This window comes from Microbacterium sp. WCS2018Hpa-9, from assembly GCF_031843745.1.
Lineage (GTDB): Bacteria > Actinomycetota > Actinomycetes > Actinomycetales > Microbacteriaceae > Microbacterium.
On the sequence record NZ_JAVTIY010000005.1, the window covers coordinates 18547 to 30833 of the forward strand.

Sequence of the window (12287 nt, forward strand, 5' to 3'; positions counted from 1 at the left end):
CGACTCTGCCCAGTGTCAGCCGTGGAATATGCCGTCATCCTCATATCCTCGGCCCCGCAGCTTGTCGATGTCTCGTCGCTCGCGCTTGGTGGGTCGCCCCGCGCCCCGATCGCGCAGCCCGAGAGCAGCCTGAGGCTCGCGCTCGGGTGTGCGATCCTCGTAGGCGAGGGCAGCGACTGGCGCACCGACACGCTTGACGAGCAGCTGGCGAACGATCAGAATCCGATCGAAACCGGCGATCCGCACACGCAGCTCGTCGCCGATGTGCACGTGCTGAGCGGCCTTCACCTTATCGCCGTTCAGGCGCACATGCCCTGCACGGCATGAGGTCGTCGCAGCCGAGCGCGTCTTGTAGACGCGGATCGCCCAGAGCCAGCTGTCGACCCGTGCAGTATCGGCCATCAGGCACCTCGGTTTCTCAGTGCGATCAGGGCGCCGGCGATGATCAGGCCCTGTCCGATCGTGTAGGTGGCCATGATGGCAGGGCTGCTCCAGGCGGGGAGCGAGTCGGGGAGGAAGAGACGGAGGGCCAGCAGAGTGTCGCTCGCGAGGAAGAAGGCGCCGCCGATCGCGACGAGCGGATGGCACCGAGTCGAGAATGCCGCTGTGGCACCGAGGACGAGTCCGTAGATGGCGACCGCGATCAGCAGCCCACCGGCATGGGGCCCAACGAAAGCCACCATCGCCACCCACCATCCGGCGTATACGAGCGCCCACCACGGCATCCGACGCTGCGTGAGGTGACGGATGAAGAGGCTGATGTATGCCAGATGCGCGATGCCGAAGAACACCAACATCAGCGGTACTTCCGGCGCGGCGGGGAAGAGCGCGCCCGCGCTGTCGCCGAGCCATGAGAACGCGAGGGCCACGAGAATCAATGCCTGCGCGGCGCGCTCCCGGATCCGGCGCAACGACACCAGCACCGGCAGAGCGAGCAGGGGCATGAGCAGCAGCTTGGTAGGGCCGGCGGCGGGACTCTCAAGGCCCAGCAGTGCCACGTGGGTCACCGAGACCGCGATGTAGGGCAGGAATGCCCACAGAAGCGGATCAGGCTGGCGGCGGCGCTGCATCTCCCCATCGTAGGGCGGGATGGAACGGTGCCTGACGTGCTCAGGACTCGACGGTGACCTGGGTGATCTGACCGTCGGTGCCGAGGTGGACGGCAGGCCAGTACCCCTCGGGGAAGTGCTGGGAGCAGGTGTCGATGAAGTGCAGCACGACGGTGCCGTCGGCTGAAGCCTCGAGCGTCTCGAGGCTGAGGTCGGATGCCGCGTCGTCGAGCTCGTGCTGCTCGGGGGTGACGTTGCTGAAGGCGGCCACGACGGCATCCGTAGCCAAGCGTCGCAGCACGCCGAGGGCGGCGATCGTCTCGTGCACGTGGGGGAGCAGAGCGGCCGCCTCATCGACGGTGGTCCCTTCGAGCATGAGATCGAGGGGTGCGCCATTGACGACCGTGCCACCGGCGTACCAGTCGTGGGTCAGCACGGTTCCATCAGTCAGCTCCGTCGTCGCGCGCGTGAGGGTGCCCAGTTCGGGGTCTTCGATGGTCGGGTTCTCGTCGCTCATGTCGCCTACGCTAGCGGTCGCTCACGGTCTGAGAGCCGAGCCGCGAGACTCGAGTTCTTCGCGCAGGAGGCGGATGGCTTTCGGGCCCACCCCGTGAATCGCGAGGAGCGCGCTCTCGGACACTCCGTCGAACTGGTCGAGACGGGTGAGCCCCTGCAGCGCCAGCTCTCTGCGCGCGACCTTGCCCATGGATGCGGGCAGCTCTGTCGCTTCGGTCACGCGGAGAGCTCCAATGCCACGAGAGCTCGTCCCGGCTTCATCTCGGCTCTCTCTTCGAAGCCTGCAGCCAGGAATGTGGTGAGCATGCCGTGAAACAGGTCGTTCGTGCGCTTCTTCTCGCCGCGGGTGTCGACGGGATAGCCCTCGATGAGTCGGGCTCCCGAGCTTCGCGCGAAGTCGCCCGCGGCGCGCAGCAGTTCGAGGTTGAGGCCGGAGCCTCTATGTTCGCGACGGACCACGAAGCACGTGACTGCCCACACCGAGTCATCGTCGAAGGGCTCGGCGGATGCTGCGGCGATCATGCGCGTGCGCGGCACCCGCTGCTGCTTCGTACGCGGCCCGATCCGGATCCATCCGGCGGCGTCGCCATCGACATAGGCGATCAGACCGGGCGGAGGACCCGCGTCGATCTCATCGCGCAACATCTCGGTGCGCTGCGGCGTGTTCGTCTCGTTCCACTCCTTGTTGCTCAGCATCGGCCAGATGCACTGGCAGCTGGCACCATCGCCGCCGCCCGTAAGTGCGTGCTGCACGTCGTCCCACCGGGCGGTCGTGGCCAACTCTGTCGTGATCGTCGCCATGCAGGTGACCGTACGCTGTGCCTCCGACACCACGCAACGCCCGGCGCTCACCCGGTTCGCGAAGGGCGGGAGAGTGGGGCTAAGATAGGGGAGTTGCCTGCGCGAGAGTGCAGAACAACGGGCTGTGGCGCAGCTTGGTAGCGCACTTGACTGGGGGTCAAGGGGTCGCAGGTTCAAATCCTGTCAGCCCGACCACAAGGGCTGTTGGCAATACTGATTGCAGAACAGCGAGAAAAAAGGGAAGGGCACCTGCTTCGAGCAGGTGCCCTTCCCTTTTTCGTGTCTTCGGAGTCCGACGCGCTCTGCCGTATTCAACAGCCTTCTGCGGTACCTGCCTCCCGGTGAGGTTTCATCTGCCTCGGGATGACCGCGCCATCTGCGTTCCCTCGGCTCAGCGAAGCGCGTTCTCGACGGTGGTTTCGGTCAGATTGGCGAGCAGCTGAAGGCGCTCGTGGGTGGCAGATCCGGGTTGTGCGGAGAAGACGATCATCTGGAGCCCGCGATCTGAGGCGAGGTCCATGGCCTGGAAGGTGAGCTCGAGATCGCCGACGATCGGGTGGTGGACGGTCTTGAGTCCGGTGCGGTGTTCGCGGACGTCGTGCGCTCCCCACAGCTTCCGGAAGAGGTCGCTACGTGTGGACAGCTCGCCGATGAGATCGCTGAGTTGCCGGTCGTATGGCGACCGACCTGCTTCCGCGCGGAGCATGGCGACGATCTGGCGGGTCTGTGCCTCCCAGCCGGGATAGAAGGTCTGGGCGCGCGCATCGAGGAAGATGAAGCGTGCAGCGTTCGCGGGCGGGCTGGCATGGTCGAGCATCTCGGAGAAGACGGCCCGGCCCAGGGCGTTTGTGGCGATAGCGTCGAGTCGGCCGTTCTGCACGTATACGGGGACGGTGGACATCGCGTCTATTGTCTGACGCATTCCGAAGGTGAGCTGTGTCTTGCGCACAGGGCGCTGCCGCTGCTGCGGATGGGCGCCGGCGTTGGCCGCCCGGATCAGATCGAGCAGATGCGCGTGTTCCGCCTCATCCAGCTGGAGGGCTCGACTGACCCCGTCGATGACCGATTCCGATACCCCCGCGGCGTTCCCGCGCTCGAGGCGCTTGTAGTACTCCGAGCTCATCCCGGCGACGAGGGCGACCTCTTCGCGACGCAGCCCGGGGACGCGGCGACGACCGCCGAAGTCCGGCAAGCCCACTTGCTCCGGGGTGAGTTTCGCGCGCCTCGTGGTGAGGAAGTCGCTGATGGCGTCGTGAGTGTCCATGACATCGAAACTACGCCGGTGTCGACCATCTTGGGGGTCCCTGCTGGGGCACCCATACGTAGGGCCACGCTAACTCCGGCGGAGGAGCGTTGACTCTAGATATCCGTCGCCGAGACCTCGACAGGCAACTCTCGAATTCGGCAGCTCTCCACGAAAGGGACGCACTCCTCATGGCACACAACAACCTCACCGGAACCGTCGCCATCATCACCGGAGCCAGCAGCGGCATCGGCGAAGCCACGGCGAAGGAACTCGCCGGACTTGGCGCCACCGTCGCTGTCGTCGCACGCCGCCAGGAGCGACTTCTCGCCCTCGTCGCCGAGATCGAAGCGGCAGGCGGATCGGCACTGGCCGTCACCGCCGACATCACCGACCGCGCTGCAGCAGAGAGCGCCGTGCAGACGGTCATCGACCGCCTCGGGCGCCTCGACATCCTCGTCAACAACGCCGGCCTCATGCTGCTGGGGAGCGTCGTCGAGCAGGACATCGAGGAATGGGAGCGGATGATCGCCGTGAACCAGAACGGCCTGCTCTTCATGACGAAGGCGGCGCTCCCGCACCTGCTGAGTGCAGCGGAAGACGGCCCGCGCGGAGTCGCGGACATCGTCAACATCTCCTCCATCGCGGGCCGACAGGCGTGGGCGAACTTCGCCGCCTACAACATGACGAAGTTCGGTGTGAACGGCTTCACCGAGGCACTCCGCCAGGAGATCACCAAGGAGCACGTGCGAGTCGGCGTGCTCGAGCCCGGCGCCGTCGACACCGAACTGGTCTCGCACAACAACGACACCATCAAGAACGACCTCGCCGTCTCAGACGCCGAGAACATCCCCGAGAAGCTGCAGCCGGAAGACATCGCCGAGAGCATCGCCTACATGGTGACCCGCCACCGCCGCTCCTCCATCGCCGAGCTGTGGGCAATGCCCACCTCTCAGGCCTGACACGCACCCGACAGAAGGACATGACATGAAGAACGCACACCTCGGAGCCCTCGAAGTCTCCCGCATCGGCCTCGGCGCCATGACCATGGCCGGCACCTACACGACCGGCGGCGGCCTCGACAATGACGAGTCCGTCCGCACCATCCACCGGGCCCTCGACCTGGGCGTCACCCACATCGACACCGCCGAGATCTACGGCCCCTATCTCAGTGAGGAGATCGTCGGACAGGCCCTCAGAGGGCGCCGCGATCAGGTGAAGATCGCCACCAAGTTCGGCCTCGTCTCGCACTCCGGCGGCGGCCCCGGCGTGATCGACAGTGCGCCCGAGAACGTCAGGGCTGCTGTGGAGGGTTCGCTGCGACGCTTGGGCACTGACCACATCGACCTCTACTACCAGCACAGGGTCGACCCGAACACACCTATCGAAGACACCGCGGGCGCCGTCGCCGACCTGATCGCCGAGGGCAAGGTGCTGCACTTCGGGCTCTCCGAAGCCTCAGCGCAGACGATCCGCCGCGCACACGCCGTGCAGCCGGTGTCGGCGCTGCAGACCGAGTACTCGCTGTGGACCCGTGACGTCGAGTCGGAGATCCTGCCGCTGCTGCGCGAGCTCGGCATCGGCTTCGTTCCCTACTCGCCGCTCGGTCACGGGCTGCTCACAGGCCAGATCCGTTCTGCGGCCGACATCCCTGATGACGACTGGCGCAAGACCAACCCGCGTTTCGTCGGCGAGAACTTCACCCGCAACCTCCGTCTCGTCGACGAGGTGCGTGCGATCGGCGCCGAGATCGGTGCGACCCCCGCGCAGACGGCGCTGGCGTGGATCCTCACCCGCGGAGATGACATCGCCCCCATCCCGGGCACGCGCCGCGTGGCACGAGTGGAGGAGAACACCGCGGCGGATGCTGTCGTGCTCACCGCCGACCAGGCCGACCGGCTGACCGCACTCGAGCCCGCTGCCGGCGAACGGCACGACGAAGCCAACATGCTCTCCATCGACAGGTGACCAGTCTTCTCACCATCTGATCAGCGCAAGAGAACGGAAGAGAACGCAGAGGTGCCCAGTCGGCGGCCGTACGCATCTCGCGGCGCTGAAGGTCATCCCGGCCGGGACTACCCACCCGGTCGAGTTGGGCGAGATCACCTCAGACCTCAGCGTGTTCGAAGGGCCCCCTGACGACAGGGGCCGGAGACCGCTCTGGATAGGCTGTCGATACTGCGTCCAGGTGAGGGAGCGTTATGGCCGATCTGTCTGAATCATCGAAGTCGGGGGAGAAGCTCATCGCAGTGGTGGGCCCAGGGGCGATCGGCACCACGATTGCTGCGGCGCTGCATGAGGTGGGACGTACTCCGATGCTCTGCGGTCGCTCCGCACGCGAACATCTGGAGCTGCGGCACGGTGACGACCTCGTCACCGTGCCGGGTCCTGTGCTGACCGATCCATGGCAGATCGAAAAGGGCGTCGACCTCGTCTTCCTCGCCGTGAAGGCGACGCAGGTCGATGCGGCGGCGCCGTGGCTCAGCGCGCTGTGTCGCCCCGACACCGTGGTGTGCGTCCTGCAGAACGGCGTCGAGCAGGAGACGGCGGTCGCACCGCACGTCCCGGATTCCCCTGTGGTGCCGGCGGTCGTCTGGTTCCCCGCACAGCCACAACCCGACGGCTCCGTGTGGCTGCGGGGCGACGCCCGCCTGACCCTGCCCGACGTCGGCCCCGCCCAGGTGGTGCAGGAGGTGCTGCGCGCGAGTCATTGCACCGTCGAGCTGGCGACCGACTTCACGACTGTCGCGTGGCGCAAGCTGCTGCAGAACGCGGTGGCAGGGCTCATGGTCCTCGCGGGGCGGCGGGCGGGAATGTTCGCCCGTGAGGACATCGCCGGACTTGCTCTGGACTATGCACGGGAGTGTCTGGCGGTCGCCCGTGCGGAGGGGGCCGATCTGGGCGACGAAGTGCCGCTCGAGATCATAGGCGCGTTCCAGGGCTTCCCCGCGGACATGGGAACGTCGATCCTCACGGATCGCGAAGCCCGTCGACCTCTCGAATGGGACATTCGCAACGGTGTCATCGTGCGACTCGGTCGGAAGCACGGCATTCCCACACCTGTCAGCGATGTCGTCGTGCCCCTGCTCGCAGCTGCAAGCGACGGCCCCGGGTAGACGACGCTGCCGGACTGGCGCGTCAGATCAGGTCGCCCGTTCCCAGTCGCAAGACGGGCGCGAAGTCGGGGTCGACGATCGCCGGCCGTCGCCGGCTGAACGCGGAGTTGTCGTGCTCCGTGCGGCCGACGGTCAGCAGTTCGGCGCGCACCACTCCGCACGTCTGCGCGTCAACCCCCTCCTCGAACCCGGGGCCGCGCGCATACCGTCGGCTCATCGACAGAGGAGATGCAATGAGCGATCTGCAGAACACGCACGGAACCACTGACGGCCACGAAGAGGCTGACACCGCCTCGGGTGGTGCACCCGATGATTCGACGTCCAAGAGCACGGACGAGATCCTCGAAGACGAGACCACCGACGAAGACGGCGCGCCGCTCGAGAACCCGTCGGGCGGCTGAATCGGCCACGCCCTGAAGAGCGAAGACCCCCACCCGGCGTTGAGCCGGTGGGGGTCTTCTTCGCTGGCAGCGGGTCTCTCGACTTAGGCGGTGCGCACCGTCAGCATCCGCCATCCTTCTGGCACCTTCGCCTCGAGCGAGGTCATGTCGTCGGCCTCGATCTCCTGCACGCCGTCGACCCGTGTGAACGTGCCGGTCGCCTCCATCTTGGCCACGCCCTTCAGCATCCGCACCGGCGCCGAGGCCAGCTCGAAACCGGGCTGGCGGTGCTGTTCGAGCTCGACGATCACCTCGGCGAGTGTCGTTCCGATGACGTCTGCAGTGCTGGTCTCGACGGGACGGATCAGAGCGATGAGCATGAGGCCAGCCTATGGCGCGGCGGTCGCCGGGCCGGGGTACCGCTCCGTAGGGGTATCAACTGAACGTCGTCGCAAGCGGAGGAAGGTGAGGGATCGTTATCGGCGCCGTCGACCGGCTCGGCGGGTTGTGGAACCGCTGCAGATCGCTGAGCACTTCTTCGGCCGACATGTACGAGCTCGCCAAGGGAAGATTGCGCAACCAGAGAACGTCGACCTCGACGGCATCAACCTGGTAGATGCAGGCGACGGTCTGACGTGCGTCGTGCGGCTCGTACTTGTGGTCGACGATCAGCCACTCGGTCTCAGTCACCCTGCGGAGCTCGAACCTCGGATCGGGCATCGCGGACATCTCAACACTCCAATCAGTCGTATTCGCCATCGGCTGACAGAGGGAGCGCTCCGCCACCGGGCGATGACATCACCGCCTGATCGGCGGGCGCCCTCTACCCGCCAGAGTTCACCAGAATTATACGAACAGACCGGTATATCGCTCAAGAGGGCCGTCGACGGATGCCGCGGGGGCGACGTCTCACGCTTCGTACGCGGTGCGCCCGCCGATCACCGTGCGCAGAACGCGGGCTGTGAGCAGCGACCGGCTGCCCTCCGAGAACGGATCGACGTCGAGCACGGCGAAGTCCGCCGCCTGGCCCACTGCTATGCGGCCACGCCACGCCCCGTCTCCGATCGACACCGCGGCGTCACGCGTCGCATGGGCGATCGCGCGTTCGAGAGGTAGGGCGAACTGCGGATGCACCGCAGGCACATCCGGGTCCAGAGCCGACGCCCGTGTCGTGGCCACGTACATGTTCGCGAGCGCCGCGTGCGGCGCGGTGGGAGCGTCCGTCGAGAAGGCGAGCAGTGCACCTGCGTCTTCGTACTCCGGCCAGGCGAATGCGCGCTCCGCGCGATCATCGCCGAGCTGAGCCGCCCAGTTGGCGAAGATCGCGGGGTCGGCGTGCACCGGCTGCATCGACGCCGTCACGCCCAGGCGCGCCATCCGCTCGGCCGTGCCGGGAGCCGCGTACTCGAGATGCTCGATCCGATGGCGACGCGGACGATCGCCGTTGACGGTGACCGCGTGCTCGATGGCATCCAGGGCGAGCGTGCTCGCCGCATCGCCGATCGCATGCAGCGCAACCTGCAGCCCCGCGGCATCCGCAGCCGCGACGACCGGGAACAGGCGATCGGCCGGCCAGATCGGCGCCGCGCTGGTGCCATCCGCATACGGTGCACGCATCGCTGCGGTGCACGCGTCGATCGTGCCGTCGAGAACGAGCTTGATGCCGATCACCCGAACAGCGCTCGAGGCAGCCTCGGCCCGCTCTGCCGCCTCGGCGACCTGAGTCAGGTTCAGCGTGTCATCGCCGGCGTTCGCGACGAACCAGTGCGCGGCTATCCGCAACGGCAGTTCGCCTCGCCTTTCCGCCCGCTCGAGCGCCGCGAGCGCGAGCCCGTCGAACGCCATGTCGACGGCGCCGGTGACACCCGCCGCGAGATACGACTCGATGACGCGCTGCACCGCCGCATCCCGCTGCTCATCGGTGGTCGTGGCATCCCTGTGCGCCCACGCATGCTGCTGCGCGGCCGTCTCGTAGAGCATCCCGGTCGGCTCGCCGTCGGCATCCTTCTCGATCCGGCCACCGATCGGGTCAGGTGTCTCGCGGGTGATCCCCAACTCCTCGAGCGCCGCCGAGTTGACCCAGCAGGAGTGATAATCGTTGGCATCGAGATAGACGGGGACATCCGCGACGACGGCGTCGATCATCGCCGCCGTCGGCGATCCACCCGGGATCGCGTCGAAGAGCCATCCGCGCCCGCGCACCGCGCCGGTGGAGGTCTCGCGTGCCTGTCGAACCCTGCGCTGGATCTCGTCGAGCGAGCCGGCATCGGTGAGCCCGATCTGGCCGAGCGCCTCGCCCATCATCAGCAGATGGGTGTGCGCGTCGGTGAACCCGGGAAACACGACTCTTCCCCCGAGGTCGACGACGGCATCCGTCGGCGGTGCGTCGGCCTCGGCGCCGACGAAGGCGAACTCTGTGCCGTCGACGACTACCGCCTCGGCCCAGGCGGTTTCGTCGGCGGTGAAGAAGCGGGCGTTGCGATAGAGCGTGCGGGTCATCAGAGCGTCTCCTCGGTGGTGGCTGCGCGCTCGAGGCGTGTCGAGAGCAGGGCGATGGCGCTCGCCGGCACGGCGAGCACGAAGCTCGCGATGCCCAGTGCGACGGCGAACCCCTGGAACCCGAGCGCGCCGACGAGGGCAGCGCCGATCACGGGGGTGAGCGCCGAGCCGACGAGGTAGACCGCGAGCAGGGGCCCAGACCAGCGGCCGTCGGCATCGAGTGCCGCCGAGGTCGACACGAAGTACATGAAGGCGATCGCATACACGGTGTTCCAGGCGATGAACACGACGATGAACGCGGCCGGATCAGAGGTGAACCCCTCGACGATCTTCAGCAGTCCTCCTGCCACCAGCAGCACTGCGAGCGGCACTGCTCGACCCAGCCGGGATCCGACGATCATGAGCAGCACAGACCCGATGAGGCCGCCCGCCGTCGCACCGCTGAGCGCGAGGCCCAGTCCCTCGGGCGTCAGACCGGTCTGCTCGGCGCCCATGATACCGGCCATGGCCCAGAGCGAATCCTCGCTCGCCGCCCACAGCGCGAACACGACGAGGAGGCTGAATCCGGCGATCGTGACGGTTCGCGAGCGTGCGGGAGAGAGGCGCACCGTGCCAGTCGGTGGCACTTCGATCGGCATCGCCTCGGCGACGGCAGCCCCCGCCTGGGGATCGACGACCGGAGCCGCAGGCAACCACGCTGAGACGACCAGTCCGACGATGCTGAACAGCGCGAGTGCGCCGAAGACATCGATCGGCGCGAGCCCGACGAGGGGGATCACCGCCAGCACTATCGTGATCACGCCACGGTTCGCGAGACCGTTGAACCCCGCGACCCTGTCGGGGTTCCGGAAGGCGGCGAGTGCGGCTCCCGAGGCAGCAACGGCACCGCCGGCTCCCGCCCCGCCGACCAGCAGCGCGGGAACGATGAGCGCCGGAAACAGTGCTGCGAGGGCGAATCCGACCGCAGCGATGGCGAGTCCGGTTCGGGCCACGGCTCGCCGGTGGCTGCCGGCGCAGAGCGGGGCGATCGCGAGTCCGGTGATCGCGGTGAGCAGCAGGGTCGCGGTGACGAGCCAGCTCGCGGCGAGCACGTCGATGCTGAGGCCGGTCTGAGCAGCGGTGATCATGTAGGGCGACAGGTTGACGCCGAGATAGCCCGCGATTCCGATCGCGAAGGTGGCGGTGGCGGTCGGCAGCCGGAGCGGAACCCGGGTGCTGAGGTCGATGGCGGTCATGGTTCTCCCACTGAGAGGGCACGGCGATGTGCGCGAAGGTTCTGCCGGTGCGCATCGGGTGGGGCGCGAATTCATAAACGAATGGTGTTCGTCAACGAATGGTGTTCACTATTATGCACAGGAGGGATGCCGGAGGGAAGAGATTTCCTCGACGGCCCCGCGAACAGAAAGTGAGCGTGCGATGCCCAGGCCCTCGAGCCCATTGCTTTCGCCCGACATCATCGGGGCGGCCGGCCTCGAGCTGTCGAGGGCCGGGGAGCCGTTCGGGGTGAACGCGATCGCCCGCAGGCTCGGAGTCAGGCCGTCTTCGCTGTACAACCACGTGGACGGCATGGACGGCATCATCGAGCTGATGCGAGGCCGACTGGTCGAGGACTACCGGGTCAGGCCGGGTGAGAGCAGCTGGGACGACTTCCTGGTCGACCTTCTGAGGCAGCAGCGCCAGATGTACGCCGATCACCCGCAGCTCGTTCCGCTCCTCATCGGGAAGACGATCACTCATCCGGCGGTCATCACCGCATACGACGACCTGGCGACCGTCCTCGTCGACGGCGGCTTTCCCGAAGACGAGGTGCTCACGGTGATCGCGATCATCGACGCCTTCGCGATCGGCTTCGGTCTCGACCTGGCATCACCGGACGAGGTCTGGGAGCCGGGGGAGGGAACCCGTACGCTCGGTCGCGTGCTCGAGGGGGCAGAGCGAGGAACGGCGCGAGCGGATCGGACGTTCGAACTCGGAGTCGGGCTGCTTGTCGACTCGCTGCGGGCCCGCCTCAGCCGGTGAGGCTGGGATTGGTTGCCCTCTCGAGTCATCCAACCCCATTTGGATCACTCGAGAGGGCTCACCGTCCGTCCCGGACGGTAGGGGAGGCGGCGAAAGATTTTCGCTGCTCTCTCGGCTGGTAATCCCCAGATGTTCAGCCGGTAGCCCCCGCTACTCCCAGCAGAATATCGCTTAATCGCTCTGTCCGCCATTTGGGGGACAAAGAAATCTACGAATGTTTCTTCCAAGACTGGGGCTTGCTGCGAGAACGTCCACTCATAGAGTGGGTTCATGGACAGAAAGCTCGTGCTGAACGCGCAACTCGCCATCGCCCACGGGCACCGAGTCGAGGTGACGGAGCGCATCGACGAGCTGACCGGGGAGTCCCTGATCCTGTCTGTCAGAGACCTCGATACCGGGATCCGCTATCGCCGCGTCGAGGAGCCCCGGGGCGAGGTCCTCCGGTGGCTGGGTCGTGTCATCGACTGCACGGTGACGATCGGCGGCCACTCGTCGCAGACGACGCTCACCGTCGACGCCGAGGGGAACGGATCGGGAGCGACGAGTGCCAGAGCAGCCCTGCACGGTGCGGATGCAGCCGTCGACGCCGCGAAGGCCGAAGCGGACCGCTGGGGCGGTGGCGACCGCGTGCCTGAGCCGGAGCCCGAACGCTTCTGGTGAACCG

At 67.0% G+C, this 12287-nt stretch carries 17 protein-coding genes and 1 tRNA gene; 7 read left to right on the forward strand and 11 right to left on the reverse strand.

The window, feature by feature from the left end; translation table 11 throughout:
• Positions 1-15: 15 nt before the first annotated feature.
• The 5 genes from RQG82_RS11265 to RQG82_RS11285 are packed head-to-tail and all read right to left on the reverse strand — an operon-like array spanning position 16 to position 2366.
• Positions 16-402: an RNA-binding S4 domain-containing protein gene (locus RQG82_RS11265; protein WP_311259177.1), complete on the reverse strand. Its 387-nt coding sequence runs from the start codon at positions 400-402 to the stop codon at positions 16-18.
• The gene (locus tag RQG82_RS11270; protein WP_311259178.1) at positions 402-1070 is read right to left on the reverse strand and encodes a lysoplasmalogenase; all 669 of its coding nucleotides are present in this window, start codon (positions 1068-1070) and stop codon (positions 402-404) included. The genes RQG82_RS11265 and RQG82_RS11270 overlap by 1 nt, the downstream gene beginning before the upstream one ends.
• Positions 1071-1110: 40 nt before the next feature.
• On the reverse strand, positions 1111-1566 hold the full coding sequence (locus tag RQG82_RS11275) for a hypothetical protein (protein ID WP_311259179.1): 456 nt from the start codon (positions 1564-1566) through the stop codon (positions 1111-1113).
• 21 nt (positions 1567-1587) lie between these two features.
• Entirely contained in the window at positions 1588-1785 is a 198-nt protein-coding gene (locus RQG82_RS11280) for a hypothetical protein (protein ID WP_311259180.1), read from the reverse strand.
• The gene (locus tag RQG82_RS11285; protein WP_311259181.1) at positions 1782-2366 is read right to left on the reverse strand and encodes a GNAT family N-acetyltransferase; all 585 of its coding nucleotides are present in this window, start codon (positions 2364-2366) and stop codon (positions 1782-1784) included. Before RQG82_RS11285 ends, RQG82_RS11280 begins: the two co-directional genes overlap by 4 nt.
• 118 nt (positions 2367-2484) lie before the next feature.
• Here RQG82_RS11285 and RQG82_RS11290 point away from each other — a divergent pair.
• Positions 2485-2561: transfer RNA gene (locus tag RQG82_RS11290), tRNA-Pro, on the forward strand.
• Between the two features lie 196 nt (positions 2562-2757).
• Here the strand turns inward: RQG82_RS11290 and RQG82_RS11295 are convergent.
• Positions 2758-3630, reverse strand: coding sequence for a helix-turn-helix transcriptional regulator (locus RQG82_RS11295; protein ID WP_311259182.1), 873 nt, complete (start codon positions 3628-3630; stop codon positions 2758-2760).
• Between the two features lie 170 nt (positions 3631-3800).
• Between RQG82_RS11295 and RQG82_RS11300 the strand changes: the two genes are divergently transcribed.
• The 3 genes from RQG82_RS11300 (at position 3801) to RQG82_RS11310 (ending at position 6725) form a co-directional block, all read left to right on the forward strand.
• Entirely contained in the window at positions 3801-4571 is a 771-nt protein-coding gene (locus RQG82_RS11300; protein ID WP_311259183.1) for an SDR family NAD(P)-dependent oxidoreductase, read from the forward strand.
• Positions 4572-4596: 25 nt separating this feature from the next.
• Positions 4597-5577, forward strand: coding sequence for an aldo/keto reductase (locus RQG82_RS11305; RefSeq protein ID WP_311259184.1), 981 nt, complete (start codon positions 4597-4599; stop codon positions 5575-5577).
• A gap of 233 nt (positions 5578-5810) precedes the next feature.
• Entirely contained in the window at positions 5811-6725 is a 915-nt protein-coding gene (locus tag RQG82_RS11310) for an oxidoreductase (protein WP_311259185.1), read from the forward strand.
• Between the two features lie 22 nt (positions 6726-6747).
• Here RQG82_RS11310 and RQG82_RS11315 read toward each other — a convergent pair whose 3' ends face one another.
• Positions 6748-6942 carry a hypothetical protein gene (locus tag RQG82_RS11315; RefSeq protein WP_311259186.1) on the reverse strand — a complete coding sequence of 65 codons (195 nt, stop codon included), beginning with the start codon at positions 6940-6942 and terminating at the stop codon, positions 6748-6750.
• Positions 6943-6958: 16 nt separating this feature from the next.
• Here RQG82_RS11315 and RQG82_RS11320 point away from each other — a divergent pair, with 16 nt between their 5' ends.
• A complete protein-coding gene (locus RQG82_RS11320) occupies positions 6959-7126 on the forward strand; it encodes a hypothetical protein (RefSeq protein ID WP_311259187.1) in 168 nt (55 codons plus the stop codon).
• An 83-nt stretch (positions 7127-7209) separates the two neighbouring features.
• On the opposite strand, the gene RQG82_RS11325 is transcribed toward RQG82_RS11320, so the two are convergent.
• The 4 genes from RQG82_RS11325 to RQG82_RS11340 all read right to left on the reverse strand — a co-directional run bounded on the left by RQG82_RS11325 (position 7210) and on the right by RQG82_RS11340 (position 10839).
• The gene (locus RQG82_RS11325) at positions 7210-7485 is read right to left on the reverse strand and encodes a hypothetical protein (protein ID WP_311259188.1); all 276 of its coding nucleotides are present in this window, start codon (positions 7483-7485) and stop codon (positions 7210-7212) included.
• 55 nt (positions 7486-7540) lie between these two features.
• Positions 7541-7825 (reverse strand): hypothetical protein, encoded by a 285-nt coding sequence (locus RQG82_RS11330; protein WP_311259189.1) that lies wholly within the window; start codon positions 7823-7825, stop codon positions 7541-7543.
• A 189-nt stretch (positions 7826-8014) separates the two neighbouring features.
• On the reverse strand, positions 8015-9604 hold the full coding sequence (locus RQG82_RS11335; protein ID WP_311259190.1) for an amidohydrolase: 1590 nt from the start codon (positions 9602-9604) through the stop codon (positions 8015-8017).
• Positions 9604-10839: an MFS transporter gene (locus tag RQG82_RS11340; RefSeq protein WP_311259191.1), complete on the reverse strand. Its 1236-nt coding sequence runs from the start codon at positions 10837-10839 to the stop codon at positions 9604-9606. The genes RQG82_RS11335 and RQG82_RS11340 overlap by 1 nt, the downstream gene beginning before the upstream one ends.
• A 181-nt stretch (positions 10840-11020) precedes the next feature.
• On the opposite strand from RQG82_RS11340, the gene RQG82_RS11345 reads away from it, so the two are divergent.
• Complete coding sequence (locus RQG82_RS11345) at positions 11021-11623, forward strand: TetR/AcrR family transcriptional regulator C-terminal domain-containing protein (protein ID WP_311259192.1); 603 nt, start codon at positions 11021-11023, stop codon at positions 11621-11623.
• Positions 11624-11893: 270 nt separating this feature from the next.
• Positions 11894-12283: a hypothetical protein gene (locus tag RQG82_RS11350; RefSeq protein WP_311259193.1), complete on the forward strand. Its 390-nt coding sequence runs from the start codon at positions 11894-11896 to the stop codon at positions 12281-12283.
• Positions 12284-12287 lie beyond the last annotated feature (4 nt).

Coding starts and splice junctions, on each gene's coding strand:
- RQG82_RS11265 (WP_311259177.1), bottom strand. CDS start 402: ATGGCCGATACTGCACGGGTCGACAGCTGGCTCTGGGCGATCCGCGTC.
- RQG82_RS11270 (WP_311259178.1), bottom strand. CDS start 1,070: ATGCAGCGCCGCCGCCAGCCTGATCCGCTTCTGTGGGCATTCCTGCCC.
- RQG82_RS11275 (WP_311259179.1), bottom strand. CDS start 1,566: ATGAGCGACGAGAACCCGACCATCGAAGACCCCGAACTGGGCACCCTC.
- RQG82_RS11285 (WP_311259181.1), bottom strand. CDS start 2,366: ATGGCGACGATCACGACAGAGTTGGCCACGACCGCCCGGTGGGACGAC.
- RQG82_RS11295 (WP_311259182.1), bottom strand. CDS start 3,630: ATGGACACTCACGACGCCATCAGCGACTTCCTCACCACGAGGCGCGCG.
- RQG82_RS11300 (WP_311259183.1), top strand. CDS start 3,801: ATGGCACACAACAACCTCACCGGAACCGTCGCCATCATCACCGGAGCC.
- RQG82_RS11305 (WP_311259184.1), top strand. CDS start 4,597: ATGAAGAACGCACACCTCGGAGCCCTCGAAGTCTCCCGCATCGGCCTC.
- RQG82_RS11310 (WP_311259185.1), top strand. CDS start 5,811: ATGGCCGATCTGTCTGAATCATCGAAGTCGGGGGAGAAGCTCATCGCA.
- RQG82_RS11315 (WP_311259186.1), bottom strand. CDS start 6,942: ATGAGCCGACGGTATGCGCGCGGCCCCGGGTTCGAGGAGGGGGTTGAC.
- RQG82_RS11320 (WP_311259187.1), top strand. CDS start 6,959: ATGAGCGATCTGCAGAACACGCACGGAACCACTGACGGCCACGAAGAG.
- RQG82_RS11325 (WP_311259188.1), bottom strand. CDS start 7,485: ATGCTCATCGCTCTGATCCGTCCCGTCGAGACCAGCACTGCAGACGTC.
- RQG82_RS11330 (WP_311259189.1), bottom strand. CDS start 7,825: ATGCCCGATCCGAGGTTCGAGCTCCGCAGGGTGACTGAGACCGAGTGG.
- RQG82_RS11335 (WP_311259190.1), bottom strand. CDS start 9,604: ATGACCCGCACGCTCTATCGCAACGCCCGCTTCTTCACCGCCGACGAA.
- RQG82_RS11340 (WP_311259191.1), bottom strand. CDS start 10,839: ATGACCGCCATCGACCTCAGCACCCGGGTTCCGCTCCGGCTGCCGACC.
- RQG82_RS11345 (WP_311259192.1), top strand. CDS start 11,021: ATGCCCAGGCCCTCGAGCCCATTGCTTTCGCCCGACATCATCGGGGCG.
- RQG82_RS11350 (WP_311259193.1), top strand. CDS start 11,894: ATGGACAGAAAGCTCGTGCTGAACGCGCAACTCGCCATCGCCCACGGG.